General features: G+C 73.2%; 24 protein-coding genes. 9 read left to right on the plus strand and 15 right to left on the minus strand.

From position 1 onward, the window contains the following. Nucleotides 1–148: 148 nt before the first annotated feature. Both CNO22_RS02160 and CNO22_RS02165 read right to left on the minus strand, forming a co-directional pair. Nucleotides 149–634: a hypothetical protein gene (locus CNO22_RS02160; protein WP_100497720.1), complete on the minus strand. Its 486-nt coding sequence runs from the start codon at nucleotides 632–634 to the stop codon at nucleotides 149–151. A 324-nt stretch (nucleotides 635–958) separates the two neighbouring features. Beyond that, a complete protein-coding gene (locus CNO22_RS02165) occupies nucleotides 959–1,402 on the minus strand; it encodes a hypothetical protein (protein WP_232806730.1) in 444 nt (147 codons plus the stop codon). Between the two features lie 561 nt (nucleotides 1,403–1,963). Between CNO22_RS02165 and CNO22_RS02170 the strand changes: the two genes are divergently transcribed. Then, on the plus strand, nucleotides 1,964–2,266 hold the full coding sequence (locus CNO22_RS02170) for an alcohol dehydrogenase catalytic domain-containing protein (protein WP_232806731.1): 303 nt from the start codon (nucleotides 1,964–1,966) through the stop codon (nucleotides 2,264–2,266). A gap of 53 nt (nucleotides 2,267–2,319) precedes the next feature. Here CNO22_RS02170 and CNO22_RS02175 read toward each other — a convergent pair whose 3' ends face one another. The 4 genes from CNO22_RS02175 to CNO22_RS02190 form a co-directional block, all read right to left on the minus strand. Then, complete coding sequence (locus CNO22_RS02175; protein WP_100497722.1) at nucleotides 2,320–2,649, minus strand: type II toxin-antitoxin system PemK/MazF family toxin; 330 nt, start codon at nucleotides 2,647–2,649, stop codon at nucleotides 2,320–2,322. A gap of 3 nt (nucleotides 2,650–2,652) precedes the next feature. Then, nucleotides 2,653–2,910, minus strand: a complete 258-nt coding sequence (locus tag CNO22_RS02180; RefSeq protein ID WP_100497723.1) for a hypothetical protein — start codon at nucleotides 2,908–2,910, stop codon at nucleotides 2,653–2,655. 186 nt (nucleotides 2,911–3,096) lie between these two features. Next, nucleotides 3,097–3,810: a helix-turn-helix domain-containing protein gene (locus tag CNO22_RS02185; protein ID WP_198588050.1), complete on the minus strand. Its 714-nt coding sequence runs from the start codon at nucleotides 3,808–3,810 to the stop codon at nucleotides 3,097–3,099. A gap of 79 nt (nucleotides 3,811–3,889) precedes the next feature. Further along, nucleotides 3,890–5,197, minus strand: coding sequence for a helicase-associated domain-containing protein (locus CNO22_RS02190; RefSeq protein WP_100497724.1), 1,308 nt, complete (start codon nucleotides 5,195–5,197; stop codon nucleotides 3,890–3,892). Between the two features lie 169 nt (nucleotides 5,198–5,366). Between CNO22_RS02190 and CNO22_RS02195 the strand changes: the two genes are divergently transcribed. From CNO22_RS02195 to CNO22_RS02210, 4 genes are all read left to right on the plus strand, one after another. After that, entirely contained in the window at nucleotides 5,367–5,843 is a 477-nt protein-coding gene (locus tag CNO22_RS02195; RefSeq protein ID WP_100497725.1) for a hypothetical protein, read from the plus strand. A 50-nt stretch (nucleotides 5,844–5,893) separates the two neighbouring features. Further along, nucleotides 5,894–7,660 carry a DUF6398 domain-containing protein gene (locus CNO22_RS02200; RefSeq protein WP_100497726.1) on the plus strand — a complete coding sequence of 589 codons (1,767 nt, stop codon included), beginning with the start codon at nucleotides 5,894–5,896 and terminating at the stop codon, nucleotides 7,658–7,660. 86 nt (nucleotides 7,661–7,746) lie between these two features. Then, nucleotides 7,747–8,028: a type II toxin-antitoxin system Phd/YefM family antitoxin gene (locus CNO22_RS02205; protein WP_100497727.1), complete on the plus strand. Its 282-nt coding sequence runs from the start codon at nucleotides 7,747–7,749 to the stop codon at nucleotides 8,026–8,028. Continuing rightward, nucleotides 8,025–8,429 (plus strand): type II toxin-antitoxin system VapC family toxin, encoded by a 405-nt coding sequence (locus CNO22_RS02210; protein ID WP_100497728.1) that lies wholly within the window; start codon nucleotides 8,025–8,027, stop codon nucleotides 8,427–8,429. Before CNO22_RS02205 ends, CNO22_RS02210 begins: the two co-directional genes overlap by 4 nt. Before the next feature lie 25 nt (nucleotides 8,430–8,454). On the opposite strand, the gene CNO22_RS02215 is transcribed toward CNO22_RS02210, so the two are convergent. Both CNO22_RS02215 and CNO22_RS02220 read right to left on the minus strand, forming a co-directional pair. Further along, nucleotides 8,455–9,009, minus strand: coding sequence for a plasmid pRiA4b ORF-3 family protein (locus CNO22_RS02215; protein ID WP_198588051.1), 555 nt, complete (start codon nucleotides 9,007–9,009; stop codon nucleotides 8,455–8,457). After that, the gene (locus tag CNO22_RS02220; RefSeq protein ID WP_100497730.1) at nucleotides 9,000–9,785 is read right to left on the minus strand and encodes a hypothetical protein; all 786 of its coding nucleotides are present in this window, start codon (nucleotides 9,783–9,785) and stop codon (nucleotides 9,000–9,002) included. Before CNO22_RS02220 ends, CNO22_RS02215 begins: the two co-directional genes overlap by 10 nt. A gap of 267 nt (nucleotides 9,786–10,052) precedes the next feature. Here CNO22_RS02220 and CNO22_RS02225 point away from each other — a divergent pair, with 267 nt between their 5' ends. Beyond that, nucleotides 10,053–10,649 carry a tetratricopeptide repeat protein gene (locus CNO22_RS02225; RefSeq protein WP_232806732.1) on the plus strand — a complete coding sequence of 199 codons (597 nt, stop codon included), beginning with the start codon at nucleotides 10,053–10,055 and terminating at the stop codon, nucleotides 10,647–10,649. 35 nt (nucleotides 10,650–10,684) lie between these two features. Here CNO22_RS02225 and CNO22_RS02230 read toward each other — a convergent pair whose 3' ends face one another. The 4 genes from CNO22_RS02230 to CNO22_RS27400 form a co-directional block, all read right to left on the minus strand. Beyond that, nucleotides 10,685–11,773: an extracellular catalytic domain type 2 short-chain-length polyhydroxyalkanoate depolymerase gene (locus tag CNO22_RS02230; RefSeq protein WP_198588052.1), complete on the minus strand. Its 1,089-nt coding sequence runs from the start codon at nucleotides 11,771–11,773 to the stop codon at nucleotides 10,685–10,687. A 204-nt stretch (nucleotides 11,774–11,977) separates the two neighbouring features. After that, nucleotides 11,978–12,259, minus strand: a complete 282-nt coding sequence (locus tag CNO22_RS28740) for a type II toxin-antitoxin system Phd/YefM family antitoxin (protein ID WP_232806733.1) — start codon at nucleotides 12,257–12,259, stop codon at nucleotides 11,978–11,980. An 82-nt stretch (nucleotides 12,260–12,341) separates the two neighbouring features. Beyond that, nucleotides 12,342–13,091, minus strand: a complete 750-nt coding sequence (locus CNO22_RS02240; protein WP_100497731.1) for a hypothetical protein — start codon at nucleotides 13,089–13,091, stop codon at nucleotides 12,342–12,344. Next, nucleotides 13,088–13,768, minus strand: a complete 681-nt coding sequence (locus tag CNO22_RS27400; RefSeq protein ID WP_198588053.1) for a helix-turn-helix domain-containing protein — start codon at nucleotides 13,766–13,768, stop codon at nucleotides 13,088–13,090. The genes CNO22_RS02240 and CNO22_RS27400 overlap by 4 nt, the downstream gene beginning before the upstream one ends. 148 nt (nucleotides 13,769–13,916) lie before the next feature. Here CNO22_RS27400 and CNO22_RS02255 point away from each other — a divergent pair, with 148 nt between their 5' ends. The 3 genes from CNO22_RS02255 to CNO22_RS02265 all read left to right on the plus strand — a co-directional run bounded on the left by CNO22_RS02255 (nucleotide 13,917) and on the right by CNO22_RS02265 (nucleotide 15,785). Further along, nucleotides 13,917–14,150 carry a ribbon-helix-helix domain-containing protein gene (locus tag CNO22_RS02255; RefSeq protein WP_100497732.1) on the plus strand — a complete coding sequence of 78 codons (234 nt, stop codon included), beginning with the start codon at nucleotides 13,917–13,919 and terminating at the stop codon, nucleotides 14,148–14,150. After that, complete coding sequence (locus tag CNO22_RS02260; protein ID WP_100497733.1) at nucleotides 14,150–14,467, plus strand: type II toxin-antitoxin system PemK/MazF family toxin; 318 nt, start codon at nucleotides 14,150–14,152, stop codon at nucleotides 14,465–14,467. The genes CNO22_RS02255 and CNO22_RS02260 overlap by 1 nt, the downstream gene beginning before the upstream one ends. A 415-nt stretch (nucleotides 14,468–14,882) precedes the next feature. Beyond that, entirely contained in the window at nucleotides 14,883–15,785 is a 903-nt protein-coding gene (locus CNO22_RS02265) for a phosphorothioated DNA-binding restriction endonuclease (protein WP_408609685.1), read from the plus strand. A gap of 1 nt (nucleotide 15,786) precedes the next feature. Here the strand turns inward: CNO22_RS02265 and CNO22_RS02270 are convergent, their stop codons facing one another. The 3 genes from CNO22_RS02270 to CNO22_RS29920 all read right to left on the minus strand — a co-directional run bounded on the left by CNO22_RS02270 (nucleotide 15,787) and on the right by CNO22_RS29920 (nucleotide 17,631). Continuing rightward, nucleotides 15,787–16,242, minus strand: coding sequence for an HNH endonuclease (locus CNO22_RS02270; RefSeq protein WP_198588054.1), 456 nt, complete (start codon nucleotides 16,240–16,242; stop codon nucleotides 15,787–15,789). Between the two features lie 121 nt (nucleotides 16,243–16,363). Then, entirely contained in the window at nucleotides 16,364–17,284 is a 921-nt protein-coding gene (locus CNO22_RS02275; RefSeq protein ID WP_100497736.1) for a PGN_0703 family putative restriction endonuclease, read from the minus strand. Further along, nucleotides 17,281–17,631, minus strand: coding sequence for an 8-oxoguanine DNA glycosylase OGG fold protein (locus tag CNO22_RS29920; RefSeq protein ID WP_100497737.1), 351 nt, complete (start codon nucleotides 17,629–17,631; stop codon nucleotides 17,281–17,283). The genes CNO22_RS02275 and CNO22_RS29920 overlap by 4 nt, the downstream gene beginning before the upstream one ends. Nucleotides 17,632–17,750: the final 119 nt, after the last annotated feature.

Below are 17,750 nucleotides of genomic sequence, written 5' to 3' on the forward strand. Positions count from 1 at the left end.
TGGAGAGGTGGAGCAACGTTCCCCCGTGGTGCGTGGTGCAGAGCCGGAGCGACCCTGCCACCTGCGCCGGCCTCAGCGAAGCTCCCGCGCCGACCGCACACTCGCCGACCTCTGACACGGGGCGCCCGCACGTCAGCCGGAGAGGGGATCAGCTCGCCTCGGCCCACTCGGACTCGACGAACTCCTGCGCGCGCCGGATGCCCTCGAAGTCCGCGCGGGCCGCCCGCGACCGGGCTCGCACCTGCCGTCGTTGGCGCCATTCGAGCGAGGGGAGCTCGACCTCACGGGAGTCCGGCTTGGGTCCGAGCCCCGCGCGCAGGAGAGCCACCTGCACCGGGACGACCCAGAAGTGCCGTTCGGCCAGCCAGCGCTCGTCGGCCTCGGTCAGGTGCGTCATCAGTGCCCAGCGGGCGAGTTCCAGTTGGCCGTCCGCCGCACGCAGGCGGGCGTCCGCGGCACGCCGTCGTACCGTGCTACGCCGCCACCAGAGCACTGCGCCCACCGCTGTCAGAACGATCCCGGAGACGAGCAGAGCGACGAAGAGCTCGAAGAAGACGTACGGCGAGACGATGAGCCAGCAGACCAGTGGGATGCAAAGGCCCGCGTACATCCAGAAGTCATCGTCCGACGTCACCGTCTTCGACCTCCATCTCGGGTCCGTCCACCGATGTCGCCGGCCTGGTTCGCCCCATTGCCGCATTTGAGGCTCCCGGCACCGCCGAATCCTCACACCCGCGCCCGGCGCTGGCCAGGGGGCACAGAGTCGTGACCGCGCTGCACAGGGATCGCCATGCGTCTGCTCGGAGTCGGCCACCGGGGTACCGAGGACGTCGTCCTACCGACCCCCACGGACGGAGGACCCGCATGGATGCGTGCGATGCGGTACCGGCCATCGGCGGCCAGCCCGAGGTGGTGCAGATCCCGCCCCCGGAACCGGGCCCAGGCAGAACCGGCCTGTTCACTGGCCTGGGCACGGACGAAGGTCGAGGGTCCCCTGCCCCACCGCTACGGGTGTGATCAGCACCTGCAGGCGTGCGGTCTCGTCGGCCGGGAACCCGTCGGCCTGCCAGGCGGGGAGCTGGTCGATGATCTGACGCGCGTATCCCTGCACCACCGGGGGTGGCGTCTCCTGCCGGATCTCGAGGCACGACGGGGCTCCGGCCGGCGCTGAGGGCGCCGGTGCCCGGCCGGTCATCGTGCGGAACAAGGCCAGCCGGCTGGCGGTGGCGTACCGGGGGTCGAGCGCCTCACCACTGATCACGACCGACAGCACCTGCAGGGCCGATCGCTGGCGCACGCCCTCGTCCCCCGACACGAGACCCTGCAGCCCGTCCCGCAGCAGCGGGCCGGCCGGCCCGGCAGCGTCCGGTCGCGCCGTCAGGTCCGCGATGAGGCCGGCCACCGTCTGCGGCGGGGCCGGCGCCGACTCTTCGACGGGGGATGGAACTGACCGCGACGCCTGCGTCGAGGTCGCACTGCTGGTCGTCGCCGCAGTGGTCGGAGCCGCGCTCGTCGGGCGCTCGCCGTCGGCTGTTGCCAGGGCCACCAGGCTGCTCACTCCCAGGGCCGCGGCGGTGGTTGCTATGGCCATCTCCCATCGGCGTCGCCGGCGCCGTGAGGCAGTGGCCGCGCGATCGGGTTGCCGCACCCACGCGAGGATAGGGGACGGAGGGTGCGTCCAGGCGTCCTCAGCAGCGGTCCGGTCGCGAACCCTCTGCCCGGCTGTTCGCCTGCCCGGCTGTTCGCCGCATCCTGCACCGTCACCGGTCACAACCGGCTCGCCACGTGACACAGGCTCCAGCACTGCAACGGCACTCGTGTGGGGCATGGCCGAGCTCGGCGGACGGCCGATAGCAGCGTGTGCGGATGCGCCGGGATGGCCGGATGTCCGAGGTGCGCGCCCGAGCGGCTACCGGGGTAGGGGCACGTCGACCTGCCGACGCCCGTGACGAGAGGGAAGCCCATGCGCGCAGTGCAGTACCGGACCATCGGCGGCGGGCCGGAGGTGGTGGAGGTCCCGACCCCGGAACCGGGACCGGGGCAGATCCGGCTGCGGGTGACCGCCGCCGGGCTGTGCCACTCGGACTGGTTGGTCATGGACCTGCTCGCCGACGAGTGCGCCTACGGGCTGCCGCTGACGCTCGGGCACGAGGGCGCCGGGGTCGTCGACGCGCTCGGGGACGGCGTCACCGGCGCGCCCGAGGTCTACCGCCGGCTGCACGAGGGGGCGGTCCGCGGCCGCGCCGTCGTCGTCCCCGGGGACTGACCGGCCGACCGGATCCGCGGCACCCTGCCCACCGTGGGACGGCGGGAGTGCGGTCACAGTCCGAGATGGACCCGCAACTGTCCTTCGATCCGGGTCATCTCGCTCGGCGCCAGCAGCCCGCGGCGCCGCCGGCATCGGCCACGAGCCACCGCCTGGACGCCGGTGATGTCGACGTACGACTCGTCGTATCGGGTGAGACCGGCGTCGGCGCCCAGCGGGATGTGCGTGAGCGATGGCCCACTGGTCCCCGTGACCGGTAGGACGACGACGTGGCCGAGCCTGCTGTTCAGGGCGTTGACGCTGAGAACGACGGCCGGGTGCGCGCCGAAACCGGGGAATGCGACGTCCCACACCTCACCGCGCAGCGGTTCCGGCAGGACCACGGGTCAGGACGCGTCCGCGTCGTCCGGCTCTTCCGCCACCACGCCGATGGGCAGGGGCGGTTCCTCGTCGCCGTAGAACTCGGCCACGCTGCGCGCCATGCGCTCCTCAGCGGCCCGCTGGTGCAGCAACTGCAACGCCGCCTTGACGATCTCCGTGCGACCGGAGAGCCCGAGGACCTCGGAATCCGCCTGCAGTTGGGCTGCCAGGTCCCGACTGATGCGCGCCTGCCAGACCTCGGTGCCACCCGGGATCACTGCCATGTGTACGACTATCCGTCGTACAGATAGGTCGGTCAAGCCACCTACCTCAGCGCTCGGGGCAGGCCGCTCGGGGTGGGTGGCGGGCGGCGCGAGCGGGCGGCCGCGACGTCGATGTGGCCGGCGCCTCCGTGGTGCCGACGTCTCGGCGGACTGCGTGCATCCGGCGGCGGGAGGGAGCGGCTCCGACTACCCCGGCATGCCGATCATGTAGTGGAAGTTGCCGACACCCACCGAACGCTCGAGTTGCCGGACGACCCGAGCGGCGTCGTCGTGCGGGCCGGCGACGAAGAAGGGCTTGCCGTCCCGACCGAAGCCGATCGCGCCGGGCCCCTCCCACGGGCCCAGATGCCCCCGCGTGTCGGCGAAGTCAGCCTCCGCTGCGGGCTCGAAGCCCAGGCTGTGGGCGTACTCCACGGCGCCGAGCACCAGGTGTTGCGCCAGTTCCAGCGGCGCCGCCACCGGTCGCTGCCCAAACACGGTGAAGAAGTCGTGCACGATCCTCGGCAACTCGGACCGGTACACGACGTCCGGGCCCAGGTCGTTCTTGACCCCGAGGCAGTAGACGTCGACCAGCCAGGCACACACGCTCACCCGGTCCCGCCCTGCCTCGCGGGCCAGGAGAACGCCGACCAGCCCGGTCGACCCTGCGTCGTCGGCCGGCTCCACCGGCCACTCGGGGTGGCCGGTGACGGTCAGCCCGGCACTCCAGCCGGGGCTCACCCAGCACTCCACGACCGGCCGCTGGGTGGGATCGACGGACTCCGCCGCGGCGATCTTCCGCACCAGGTGCGTGACCCGCGACGGCGGCAGCCCGACCGCACGGGCGATCTGCTTCGGCGTCAGCCCGCGCTGCCGCAGCTCACGGATCCGCTCGAGCTCGTCTCCGGCTCCCCCACCCATGGTCCGAGTCAAGCAGCCCCGGTCCCGGACCGTCACCGGGTCGCTCTGCCGACCCGACCACCCGGGACGGTGGGCGCGGTCAGCCGAGCGGGTAGCCGAGTGCGCGCAGCGCGGCCCGGGCCTTCGGCTCGGCGGTCGGGTCCACCAGCAGGTGGCGCTCGCCGACCCTGGTGACCAGCCGGCGCAGCGACCGGTCCCGCTCCAGCAGCGTGGCCACGCTGGCATCGGCGCACTCCAGAACGCGGCGCACGCCGAGGTCGCGGACCTGCTCCGCGCGGGCCTCGACGTCGGCGAAGAGCGTGCGGGCGGCCGCCGGTACCGGGTGCACCGACCGCGCGGCGAGGAAGGCCGCAAACTCGCCGGGCGTGCGGCCGGCGTCGACGGCGGCCAGCAGGCTGGCCGCCGAGAAGGTCCACACCCGATCGGAGCTGCGGACGGCGAAGGTGTCCAGGACCATCCGGTCGGCGGGGGCGAGGTCGGCGACGGCGACCACGTCGTGGTTCGACAGCACCTGCAGCACCCGGTCGGGCACCGCCGGTGGTGGCGGCTCGTAGCCGGTTGTCCTCCCGGCGGCGTAGGCGCCGAGCGCGGTCAGTCGCACCGCTCGCAGGCCGTCGTAGCGGCTCAGGGCGTCGAGGTCGTCGGCGCCCCACTGGTGCCGGAAGTCGTCGCGGGCGCCGGCCGGCGGCACGTACTCGACGTCGAGCAACCCGAGCGTCGCGGCGTACTCGAACAGCACGGCGAGCGTGTAGCGGCCTTCCAGGACCGGCCAGCTGTGATAGCCGTCATATCCGAGGCTGCCGTACTGCGGATCGACAAGGTAGAGCTTCCACAGTCCGCGCTCCGACCGGGCCACGGTCGGATGCAGACCCGCCCGGGGCATCTGCCGGAAGAGGTCGTCCACCCCGATCCACTCCCCTGGTGGGCAGAGCTCGAGTGCCGACGCCACGGCCTGCCGGCGGGGCCCGGCCGCGCTCAGCGCCGCAGCTGCCTTCTGCCCCTTGACCTGTTCGATCCGGCTGAACTCGTCGATCGGCGCCTTGCGCGGCCAGCGGTGCCAGAGCTCGCGGATCACCTCGTGCGCCGGCCGGCGGAGCGCCGCCCGGCCTCTCGTGGTCAGCGCGAGCCGGGACCCCTCCAGCTGCGCGAGCCCGCCGGCCTGCAGGAGCAGCGGCCAGGCGAAGGCGGCGATCGCCTCGTCCGGGTAGAAGTCACCGGCCACGAGGATCTCGCCAACGGCCTGCACCGTGGCGGCCGACGGACGGCGGGTCGTCGCACTGCACCGGAGCTGTCCGGTGGCGCAGAGGTGCAGGACGGCGGCGACGTTGCTCAGCGCCTCCGGCTCGGTGCACCGGATGGTGGGCGGCATGTCATCCGCGGAACCCATCACCGCACGGTAGCGAGGGACCGCGGGCCGGGACCACGCCGTCCCACCGACCTACGCGACGTCCCCGTCGAGCAGGCGGTCGGCCACGTCGGCGGCGCCCACGTCCCCGATGACCATGTGCGTGGTCGCCGTCCCACCATCAGCCGAGTGCGCGGCACACTCGTCGGGCGTGGGACGACGCAAGCCCGGGAAGTACCCGTACGACTACACCCCTGGTGACGACCGGCGGTTCGCCGAGAGCGGGGTCGGCGGCACGCTGCGGGTGCTGCACGGCCCCGGGCAGGGCATGGGGATCACCGAGGGCGTCGCCTGTCGCGTCCAGGTCCTCGGCGCGGACGGCGCCCTGCTGGACGAGGCGGCGGCGGGCAAGCTCGGCAAGGAGCACCGTCTGCGCGGGACCGTGCCCGGGGACCGGATCGACGTCACCGTGTCGGCGCACCACGAAGCCGATGAGGACGGAGAGCTCACCGTCACGCGGGCGGTCGTGCTCACCGGGGACCTCGAGGACGTGGTCCGCTTCGGGGTCGGTCCGGGCTGGGGCGAGGTCGCTGCTGTGGACGCGGGCGAGCTGCCCTGGCAGGCGACCGCTCCGACACGGGTCCGCTGGGGGGCGGGGGTGCGGCTCCGTGGGGCCCGGCCGGGATGAACGCAGGACAGTCCTGACGATGGCGGCAGGCGACAACTAGCGTCGCCCCCGTGTCGAAGCGCCACCACCGCAGGAAGCCTCCGAAGGGACCGCGGCGCCGGCCCGCCGCCCGGCGTGCCACCGGTCGCCAGGAACGACGCAGCCCGGACCTGATCGACGAGGTCGCCGGGGCACTCGCCACCGGGCAGCCCCTCGACCTGCTTGCGCTGACGAGCGCCTTCCTGACCGCCACCGATCCGCGGGAACGCCGGCTCTTCGGCCTCCCGGACGAACCCTCGCTGCCCCCGCGCGAGGAGATCGTCGAGACGTTCTTCGAGATCCCGGTGCCGGAGACCTCGGCACTGCTGACCGCGATCGCCGGGCTGAGCGGGGACGACGTGCTGCGCGCCCGGGTCCGGCGGGAGGTCGCCGCCCGGGCGCACGTGCTCCCCCGCTGGCTCGCCGAGCTGGGCCGGGCGCGACCGCACGACCGCGTCGTCGAGATGGCGCACGTGCTGAGGGACGGCGAGAACCTCGTGCTGGGCGTGACGCTGCCCGGCGGCCCCGAGCTGTCGGTCGCGGTCTACGTCGACCACAACCTCGGCACGGTGGCCAAGGACGGCTTCGTGGTCCCCGGTGCGCTGCCGGACCTGGTCGAGCTGCTGCAAAGCGAGGCCGACGACCCCGACGTCACGCTTACCGAGCTCGATCCGGCCGACGTCCGGGCCCGGATCACCGAGGCGGTCGAGCACGGCGCGATGGTGTTCCCGCCGCTGGAGAGCGAGACGTGGCCCGCCTGCCGGCCGCTGGTGGAGTGGGCCGTCGGCCTGCTGCCGGCCGGCGGCCGCGGGTACGTGCGGCCGCAGTGGAGCGACACGGACCGGCAGGCCCTCGCCGAGCGATTCCTCGCCTCCCCGCATGCCGACGGGCTGGACGACCCCGACTCCCGGGACCTGCTGGACACGCTGCTGTGGTTCGGCACCGACTACGGGCCCGGTGATCCGCTGCGCTGGAGCCCGGTGGCCGTGGAAATCCTGCTGGCCGACTGGATCCCCCGGAAGATCGTCGCCGACGTCGCGTACCTGGCGAAGGCGCCGGCGGTCCTGCGCGGGTTGATCCGGTTCAGCCACGCGGAGCGCGGCATCCGCCCGGGGCTGACCGAGGAGACGCTGGCCGCCGTCGACGAGCTGGAGCCCGAGTATCAAGAGACGATTCGCACGCCGCGGCCCCAGGGGCCGGAGGCACTACTGGCCGCGGTCGGCGCCCTCGACCCGGAGGGCCCATGGCCGTTGCCGGGGGACCCCAGGGCGGAGTTCGCCGCCCTCATGCGGGAGGAGTTGGGCCGGGCCGTCGGAGGCGGGGCTGCGCTGGACCGGCTCGACGACACGCCGCTGCCGGACGAACGGTTCCGCTGGGACGGCGTGCCGGACCAGGCGCGGGAGCGGGTGGCGGAGGTCTTGGAGCTCGTCGACCGCTTCAGCGATGAGCTCCTCGGTGTCGAGTTGCGGACGGCGGCCCGCCGACTGCTGGCCGCGGTCGCGGCGGCCGATCCCGCGCTGGTGCGCCGCGGCAAGGCCGAGAGCGTGGCCTCGGCCATCTGCTGGATCGTGGTGAAGGCCAACGACGCCTTCTCGGACACCGGACTCGCCGTCAAGGACCTGGCGAGGTGGTTCGGCGTCGGGCCCACCACTCCCGCGCAGCGCGCCAAGCCGATCCTGTTGGCGCTCGGCGTCGATCCGTCCGGCTTCGCCTACGGGTTCTCACCCCTCGGCTCCCCCGACTACCTCACGGCCGCCACCCGGGCCGAGGTCATCGCGGCGCGGGACCGCCTGGGCTGAGCCGCCCCCACGGTCGGCCGGGGCCTCGGGACCTCGGCCGGCGGGCCGACCTTGATGTACCTAGGTCGGGTAGGTACATTTCCGCTGTGGAGACGATCGGGCTGCGAGAGCTGAACCAGAACCCGTCGAGAGCGGTGGCGCGGGTCCGTGCCGGCGTGACCGTCGTCGTGACCGACCGGGGTCGCCCGATCCTGCGCATGGTGCCCGAGGTCGAACGGCCGGGCGCGTTGCACGAGCTCGTGGCCTCCGGCGAGGCGACCGCACCGATCGACCAGGACATGCCGGAGCTGATCCCCGACCTGGCTCCCGAGGTCGAGAGCCTGGCGGAGCTGCTGGTCGCCGACCGGCGCCGCGAGCGCGACCGTTGATCTACTTCGACGCCAGCGCACTGGTGAAGTTCGTCAAGCGGGAGGCGGAGTCGGAGGTGTTGCGGAGCTGGCGTCGCCAGCTCCCCCCGGGTATCGAACTGGCGACGAGCGAGCTGGCCGCTCTGGAGATCAGCCGCACGCTGCTGCGCGCCGGGGTGGATCACCAGCGGGTTCCCTATGTGACGGGGCAGGCGGTGCGCGGCCTCTACCTCGTGGACCTCAGCAGCGCCGTCCTGGCCCGCGCGAAGGCATACCGGGTTCGCGAGCTGGGCTCGCTGGACGCCGTGCACCTGGCCACGGCCGAACCCTTCCGGCCTGAACTGACCGACTTCGTCACCTACGACCATGAGCTGGCCGCCGCAGCGACCGAGCTGGGTCTTCCTGTGCGGTCGCCGTCCTGACCGGCCCCACCGGCAGCCGTCCCGGTCAGCGACGGCGGCGCTGGCGGGTGTGCCGGTCGTACAGCTCGAGCAGCTCGTCGATCCCGGTTGCGTCGAAGGCGTCGGGGTCGTAGTCGCCCAGCCACTCGAGCAGCTCGGCGTCCTCGTCCTCGGCGCCCGCGGGGTCGGCGAGGAGCTCGAGCAGGTGCTGGTAGCCGGGGACGCCGCCGCAGTCCTCCGGTGGGCAGGCGCGGGCACCGCCCAGGCAGCGCGGCCGGTCCGGACCGGCCGGGACCGGCCGGCGCCCGATGCGGAGGTCGTGCTCCCAGCCGTCACCGAAGTCGTACTCGTAACGGAACCGGGAGGCCCGGGCCGCCACGTCGCCCACCGTGGTGGTCTCCTCGTCGCCCAGCTCACCGGGGAAGTCCTCGACGTCGCCGTAGAAGACGCCGTCGATCTCGAACAGGTGCAGGTGGTAGTCCTCCCAGCCCATCGCCGTCTGCAGCACCGCGTGCAGCTCGCGCAGCGTCAGGGACGGGGGGACGGCGAGCCGCCGCCACACCCGCGGCCGGGTGTGCCGCAGGGTGACGTTCAGCTCCACGGCCGGCCCGTCCACCCCCTGCGTCGTCGGCGGGCGAGGGACGGCGGCCGGCGCAGGCTGCTCGTCGGGCGGGGCGAGCAGCGCGGCGCGGGCCAGCGCGACCGCCTCGGGCGTCGGCGGCGGGACGGGATCGGGCCAGCGCCGGCGCCCGAGCAGCCCGAGGCGGTCGAGCACCGTCTGGTCGGCTGGGCCAGCTCGAGCGCGTGGCCCGCCGTCGGTGGCTGCCCGGTACCGCCCTCGCTCCAGCCCAGCACCGACAGGCCCGCGGCCACCAGCTCGCCCGGCTCGGGCCGGGCCGCGGCGACGGTGAGCAGGTAGAGCAGCCCGGCGTCGCGTTCGGGATCGTTGCGGGCGACCGGCAGCCGGGCGGCCAGGTGCTGCCAGAGGCCGGCCGGGTCGTCGGCGACCCGGCGCCCGGCGACGGTGGGCAGCAGCGTGCCGCGGTGCTTGCGGAGCAGGCCCAGCCGTTGCGCCGAGTCGCGCAGGTCGAGCACCGGGAGCGTCTGGTCCTCCCGGTTGGGCTTGCCGATCCAGTCGTCGGCCCAGCCCAGGTGCTGCAGCGTCTCGGCGACCAGGGCCGGCGGCAGGTGACCGGCCTGGGTCAACCGGACGCCGTCGCCGACGCGCGCCAGCAGCCAGCGGTAGGACTCGACGACGCCGGCCTCTGGCAGCCCCGGCGGCGCGCCCTCGAGCGCCGCGTCGTCGATCAACCGGAGCATCGGCAGCGACCGCGTGGAACGCAGGCGCTCGACCAGGTCTGCGACGGAGGAACGCACCCACCGATCATCGCAGCGCGGGTCCGGCGGGACGGCGTTTCGGTTGCCGCCGCACACGCGCCCGACGTGGGACGACGGAAGCCCGGCTCGTACCCGTACGAGTCCATGACCTCGTCGTTGCCTCGTCGACGACCTCGGGTCGTGGTCGTGCCGGTCTGCGGCTCCTCGCACGGCCGCGACTCCGTGAGGTGGGCGGTCGGTCGCTGTCCGGGGTCCTCGGCCGGCGCCGGTTCCGTGGCGCGCCGGCCCGGTCGTACGGTGCTCCTCGTGCGCAGACCGCTCACCCCCGACGACGTCGAGGAGCTGTTCACCCGAGCCAGGACGCCGGAGCAGCACCGTGCCGCGGCGGAACGGCTCGCGGCCTGGGCGGAGGAACCCCATCCGGGCGACCGGGACGTCTCCCCCGCGTCCCTGCTGGTGAGTGCCGGCGAGCACCTCACCGAGGCCGGGGACGTCGAGGCCGCAGTGGCCGTGTTCCGCCGGGCCGTCGCGGCCGGGCAGCACGTGCCGCCCGACGTCCGCTGTTACCTGCACGGCGGGCTGCTGAAGCTGGGCGACGTCGACGCCGCACGCCGGATCGCCGAGGAGATGCGCCGTGAGCGCCCGGTCGACGGGGACGTCTACCTGTTCCTCGGCGAGAACCACGAGCTGGCGGGCGACCTCCGCGAGGCACACCGCTGGCTGACCATGGGGGCACGGCGGGCGTTCAACGAGATCGAGGACGGGGACGACCGCGCGGCAGAGGACGCCGCCGGTCTGCTGATGGCCCGGCTGCGCGTGCGCCGCGCGCTCGGCCTCCCGCTCGACGAGTACGACGCACTCGTCGCCTCCGCGCTGCTGAACGAGCGCGCCACCACCGACTGACCGCGGCGGGGTGGCGACCGGCACGCAGCCGGGACTCAGCCGCTCAGGGCGCTGACCATGTTCATCACGGTGGCCATCTGCGGGCCGCGCTTGGTCGCGTAGTCGACGTCCCCGGGGCCGAGGTAGCCCCACCAGTCCCAGCACCCCTTGGGGTTGCCGAGCGTGGCGTCCGGGCGGGCCTGCGGGTAGAGGACGACGAAGCGGTTGGTGTCGGCGTAGGCGTTGAGGTTGGACCGGTCGACGAAGGTGCGGCCGATCTGCTCGGCGGTCTGCTGGCAGCCATGCAGTGCCACCACGACCGTGCAGCCGGCGTTCGGCCGGGCGCAGTCACGCGGCGTGTACAGGTAGCCGGTGGAGCCCATGCCGATCGCGGCGGCACCGGTGCGGGTGACGTCGCCGACGCCCGGGGAGGCCGGGACCGCGTAGGGGTCCTGGGAGAACTCGGTGACCGTGCCGCGGGGCTTGCCGGTGTTCGGGGCGTTGACCGAGCCGAACATGACCCACAGCGACTCGGCCTGCGCGTCATAGGGCGAGCAGTCGTTGATGTAGGGCGCTGCGGTGGCGTCGCACGCGACCGGTCCGCGCGGGCTGATCCAGCCGTGGCCGGCCGCGATGGCCGACTGGTAGGTCAGCGGCGTCCCGTAGTGGCGGTAGTAGGCGGCCAGGTCGTCGGCGACCGGGCGCTTGACCGTCGGGTCCTGGCTGCCGTGGAAGAGCCAGGTCGGCATGGTGGCCAGGTTCGCCGTGGGGTCGATCTTCCCGTCGCGCTCGTACTCGGCGGTCTTGGCGTACTGCAGCGACAGGTCACGCGGCAGCGTCGAGTCGGCGCAGGCGTAGAGCGCGACGGCGACGTCCCCCATGGCGCACCAGTAGGGGCCGGCAGCGACGACGGCCGCGCCGTCGAACCGGCTGGAGTACGCCACCTGGAGCTGGGTGGCCATGTACCCGCCGGAGGAGATGCCGGTGACGTAGGTGCCGCTGACCGCGAGACGCGGTAGTTGGCCACCCGCGGGTGCCGGGACCCCCCGCGCGGCCTGCCCGGCGGTCAGGCCGGCGACGGCGAGGACGAAGGCGGTCGCCAGGACGGTGACGCGCCGCCGCAGCCCGGTTCGCGGATGGGTCACGGCTCCTCCAACTGGGCTCACTGTGGCGGAACGGTGCTCACTGTGCGTCGGGTCCAAACACGCACGGGAGTCCGCGACGTTCTCGGTGACGACGCCGCCGTCCTCGCGGGCCCGAGGAGTGGCTCCGGCAGCGCCGCCTCCTGCCCGTCGGCGGTGGACGACCGGCCCGCCGGGGTGGGGGTCGTCGTCCTGCGCTGTCCGCCCTCATCCGGCGCCGAGCGGCGACCGCCGGGGGTCCTCGCCGCTCGTGGACGTCTCTCCGATGGCCGACCTCGACGACGAGTGCGATCGGCTCCTCCTTCGGGATGGCGTAGATGATGCGGAGCTCGCCGGTCCGCATCCGCCACTCCCGGGCGCCGCCGACCGGTTGCCGCGCCCCGGGAGACGAGGTTCCTCGGCGAGGGCCTGCAGGCGCTCCAGGTCGTCTGCGGCGATGACGGCCACCACCCGCCGGCCGCGGCGGCCCAGGTAGACCGGCTGATGCATCGAGCGGACCTGGTCGAGGACCGCGGCGAAGTCCCTCCGCGCCTCGGAGACACGACGACGCGGAGCGAGCCCGGGACCGGACTCAGCCCAGGAGCAGCCGCCACGTGGCGTGGCCGTCGTCGGCAGCCTCCCCGAGGCGGCGCCACTCGGCGGCGTCCGGGTCGTCGAGCACCTGGTTCAGCCGCAGGAGCCGCTTGCGGTCGCTACCGGCGAACCGGTTCCGCTCGGCGAGTGGATCGGCGACCAGGCTGACCAGGAACGCGGCGTCGCCGCTGTGCCGCTCGCGGTCGCGGGAGTCGCTGGCCCAAGCCGCGGCCTTGAGCACCAGGGCGCCGAGCAGGTCCGGCACCGGCACCAGCCCCGCCCGGTCGCCCTTGACCACCCGCACCGTCGTCGCCCGCCGCAGGGCCTGGGTGCCGCCCTCGATCCGGATGGTGTCCCCGCCGACGGTACGCAACCGTCGCCGCGGCGGCGTGTGGTCAGGGGCCAGGACGTCGGCGCGGGCGTTGTCGCGGACCCGGACGAAGCGGTACACCTTGCCGGAGTTGTCCGGCTGCGCTTCCAGGTCCAGCTCCCGCATCGCACGAACGCAGCGGGCTAGCCCGGCGTCGTCGGTCAGGAGGTCGGCGAGGACGTCGACGTCCTGACTGGCCCGAGTGGCGACGCGGCCGGCCACCAGCCCGTGCAGCATCACCATCTGCCCGCCGACGACCACCCAGCCGGTCGGCGGCAGCTGCCCGGCGAGGTCGACGATCAGGTCCCACAGTGTGTCCAGCGGACCGGCCAGCGCCGGCAACTCGACGCGCGGCTCGAAGGAGCCCGCCGCGGTCACCGGGTCAGGCCGCCCAGCGCGGCGGCGAGCATGTCGAGCCCGGCTCGCCGGGTGCGGACCTCGGCCGACTCGGCCAGGTCGACCGCGACGACTGCGGGCGGCATGTGCGCGCGGTGGCTCAGGTTCAGCGGGTCGTACCGGGGCACCCGCACGACAAGGTTCGCCTGACCGCGCTCGGAGAGGCCGAACTCGCTGCTCAGGGCGGCCAGTGTGCCGGCCGCGCAGTACACCTCGTCGGCGGACTCAGTGGCGACGATGTCGGCGCCGACCGCGGCGGCCGCCGTCAGCCCGGAGGAGACGACGCCGTCGGCGGCGAGCACGTGTTGCCGGTAGGCCGGCAGGACGCGCAGTTCGTACCGCTCGGCCCGGTCTCGGCACGCGGCGACCAGTCGGTCGGCGTCGTAGCCGCGCAGCCGCGCCACCAGGTGGGAACGGTCCGCCGGTGCTAACCAGTCGACGTCCTCCCCGGACAGCTGCCACAGCGCGGCCCACGCCGTTCGCGGGGCCAGCGCGCGACCGGCCGTGATAGGCAGACGGGCCCGGCCGTCGACGGCGTCCTCATCGAGCACGAGCGTCCGGCCGACCCTGCGAGCCGCGAGCTTCCCCGCGCGGATCAGCCGACGCACCTGCTCCGGCTCGACGCCGAGACGCTCGGCGGCTTGGGCAACAGTGAGCACGGCACCCCTTCTGTTGGAACAAACGGCAGTGTGGTGCGCCCCATTGTGCCAACGGCCGGGTGGGCGGCATCCGCGGCGCGCCGGCGTCCGCCGTCGGAGCCCCCCACTGCGGTACCACCTCTGATCCCAAGGCGGTACCGTCGGCGCGGTGAGCACGCAGATCGCTGTTCGGCTTCCCGAGGAGCTCGTCGAGTTCATCGACCGACTGGTGACCGACGGCCGAGCTCCGTCTCGCGCCGCGGTCGTCAGTCAGGCACTGCAGCGGGAGCGGCGTCGTGAGCTTGCGGCTCGCGACGCGGCCATCCTGGCCGCCGCCGAGGACGACGACCTGGACGCACTCGCCGAGCACGCCGCCCGGACGCCGCTCGACGACCTCGACTGATGCGTCCGATCCATCTCGCTCACCTGGACAAGACTCGACCCGTTCTGGTGCTGACCCGCGAACTGGTGCGCCCGCACCTCTCGCGGGTCACCATCGCTCCGATCACCAGCACGATTCGCGGACTGTCGACAGAGGTGCCTGTCGGGCCGGACAACGGCCTCGACCATCCGAGCGCCGTCAGCTGCGACAACGTCGTCACCGTGCCGAAGTCAGCGCTCGGTCGGCAGATCGGCTCGCTGCGCCCGGAGCAGGAAGTGGCCCTCACCGCGGCTCTGCATGCCGCCTTCGACCTCGAGGACCTGCCCGCTCCTCGCTGAGCCGCTGCTCGTCGACTCCCGCAGGCACGGGACTGCCGCGCGGGCTGGAGATGCACGCCTCGGAGGAAGCCGCACCAACCAGGTTGGTCAGGTCGCTGGGCGGCCGGTCGGAGTGGTGGAAGCTAAACCTCGCCCGCGAGATCGCCGACGCGGAGCCGGACCGGCGCATCGTGTGGATTGACGGCGACCTGGCAGAGCAGGTTGCCGACACCCAGGAAGTGACTCGTCGCCGATCGCACGTGCTGGTGGTCGCGCCTGACCTTCGTCGACCTCACCCATGCGCAGCCGGACGGGATCGAGGCGTGGCTGTGAGCGCGCCGCAAGGTGCGGAGCCGCAGGGATGCTGCCCGGCCGACGACTGTCGTGCCGCGTCCCTGCCAGGCGGCCACTACCGCCTCGGGAACAGTGGGTTCCCGTGTCGCCCAGCGCCCCTGATGCTCAGGTCCTCGAGCGCCTGTCCGCTCTCCGGCAGCACCAGCAGGACGGACGGCGTTCGCCGCACAAACCACTGCTGGTGCTCCTGGCCCTGGGGCGGCTGGCCGAGACCGGATCGAGCAGCCTCCCGTGGTCCGTGGCCGAGGACAAGCTCGCCGACCTCATCCAGGAGTTTGGGCCGACGTCGAAGACGCCGCGGGCGCAGAGCGCCGCGTATCCGTTCACCCGGCTGCGCGCCGATGGCGTGTGGACGCTCGACCGCAACGTGCCGATGGACAACCTCAAGCCGCTGCGGGAGGGCGTGACCGGTCGGCTGGAGGCGTCCCTAGAGAAGGCCCTGAAGGACCGTCCGGAGCTACTCGACGCGGTCGCTCGGGGCCTTGTCGAGAGCCACTTCCCCGGGACGGTCGCACCGGACGTCCTGGCCTCGGTCGGTTTGGACCCGGACCTGCTGGAAGGGCGCTCGGTCAGCGGCGGAAGCAGGGAGCGACGGCGCAGCAGCTCCTGGCCTACCGCCGTCATCGCGGCCTGGGACCGGCAGTGCGCCTTCTGCGGGTTCGACGGCGCTGCGGGTGGAGGCGTCGTCGGCATCGAGGCGGCGCACGTCCGCTGGTTCAAGCTCGGCGGCCCGGACGACCTCGACAACGGGCTGGCTCTCTGCTCGCTGCACCACAAGTTGTTCGATCGCGGCATCCTCGGCCTGGACGACGACTTCGCCGTCGTCGTGTCCCAGCGCTTCTCCGCCCGCACCTCGCAGGGACGAGCTGTCTACGACCTGCACGGTCAGCGGCTGCGGCCGCGTCCGGGCACTCCCCTACCGGCGGAGCGGCACGTCCTGTGGCACCGCGAGCAGGTGTTCCAGGGGACGGCCCTGGCCGGCTGAGTCAGACCTCGACGGGATCAGGGACCGGCGGGCCGTACCGCAGCACCGCGGTGGGCGTCCCGGGAGGGAAGTAGCTCTCCCGGCGCCGGGCCAGCCGATTGAGCTCCCACCGCCAGGGCGGGCGGTCGGACTTCTGCTTGTTGTGCCGCCGGCACAGGGCCTGCCCGTTCAGGACGTCGGTCGCCCCGCCACGGCTGTGCGGGTGGACGTGGTCGGCCTGGAGTGCTTCGGTTCCCCGGCACCGACCGAGCAGCCAGGAGTGGTGCTCACACCGGTGACCCGCCCGCTCGAGGAATTCGGCCTTCTCGGCCCGGGAGAAGGTGCGGCGAGGGTCCCGCCCATGCCCTCCGTGGACCATCGCAGGGCCGAGTTGAACCAGCTTGCCGAGCGTGATCACCGCCAGAAGGCCGGCCAGCCACGGGGTCGAGAGGACCTCTGCCAGAGCGCTCCGGAGCACCTCACCGACGATGTCGCCGGGGCTGGACCCAGCCATTTCCGGTTCCGCGACGAGTCCGCCCATGCCCGCATCAACGGGCCCAGCGAGGAAGGACTTGAGCCTCGTCGCACGTTCGAGCGAATCAGCCGCCGACGTATCGCTGCCGCAAGTCGCGACTCCAGTCGGCGAGCTCGGGCACCCGCTCAGCCGCCGACGCGAGCTCGCCGTGGCCGACGAAGCGGACTGTGATCGGCATCGCGCCGCGGTCGGCGTCCAGCGCGTCGACGGCGTCGCGCGCCGAGGTGTCGTCGTCCCGCGCCAGGACGACCGTGACGGCCTCGTCGAACACCGGCGCGCCGGTCGAGCCACCACGGCGGACGCTCTCGGTCAGCAGCACGTTGCGCAGCAGCTGCCGGGTCGCGTGTCCCCGGAGCCGGTCGTAGGCGCCGTCCGCCATGCCGAACTCCTCGCAACGCGCGCGGTACTTGGCATCTGTCCGCTCGCGGTGCGGGTCCCGGCTGAAGCTGTCGACGTACTTCGTCTCCACCGCGACGAGCAGGCTGCGGCCGTCCGCCAGCCGGGCGGAGACGACGGCGTCGAAGGCGGAGCGGTCGTCGAGGTGCTCCCGCCGCTCCGGCGCCCACTCGCACTCGATGCCGTCGATGGCCCGTGTCCCGACCCTCACGGGCACCAGCTCGGCAACGTCGAGGTCGAGCAGGTCGTTCAGGACCCGGACGGCGGCGTCCCGGTGGGCTCTCAGGTGGCCGAAGACGCTGAAGCACAGCGGCATCGAGCTGAGCATGTTGGTGAACAGGCGGGTCGTCTCGAGTTGACCGCCTTCGCGCTGTACCTCGTCCGCTCGCTTCGCGGCGTAGTCGGCGGCTTCCTCGCTGAGGAAGTTGCGGCGCCAGTGCTGGGGCTGGAGGTAGTTGCCGAGGACGCGGTCGTCGCGCCGCCCGGCCGGCAACCGCAGGACGTGCTCGCGGTACTCGGACTGCCGCTGGCGCTCGCGCCGGGTGACCGCACTGTCGGAGTCGACGCGGGCGATATCCGGAGCGCTCATGCGGCCCTCCCCCTCCGGAAGAAGGCGTACTCGATGCGGTCTGGGGTGACGAGTTCTCCTGCGGTCGAGTCGGACAGCTGCGCCGACCAGCCGGCCAGCAGGTCGCAGTAGGCGACGTAGTCACCGGAGGACCAGGCGTATCGGCCGGTCAGGGACGCCCACCCGCAGTGCCGACGCAGACTCCTGGCGACCATCGAGTCGAGGATCAGACAGCGATGAGAGGGGCTGCCGCCGCCGGCGAAGTACAGGAACTTGGTGAAGAACGGCGGACCGAGGAAGAGCCGGCATTGGCCTGCGGACGCAACCCCCGGTAGGCCCCTTCGGGATCGGTTCGTCCTAAAGATCATTAACGGCAGGAGTTACGGGCTCGGTTGGCCGCCGGCCGGACCCTGCTGACAGTCGGCGCGGCCTGCGCTATGCCCACACCATGAGGTATCCCCAGGGTGGCGGGCTGACCGCGGACGAG

Source organism: Geodermatophilus chilensis (genome assembly GCF_002802985.1).
Lineage (GTDB): Bacteria > Actinomycetota > Actinomycetes > Mycobacteriales > Geodermatophilaceae > Geodermatophilus > Geodermatophilus chilensis.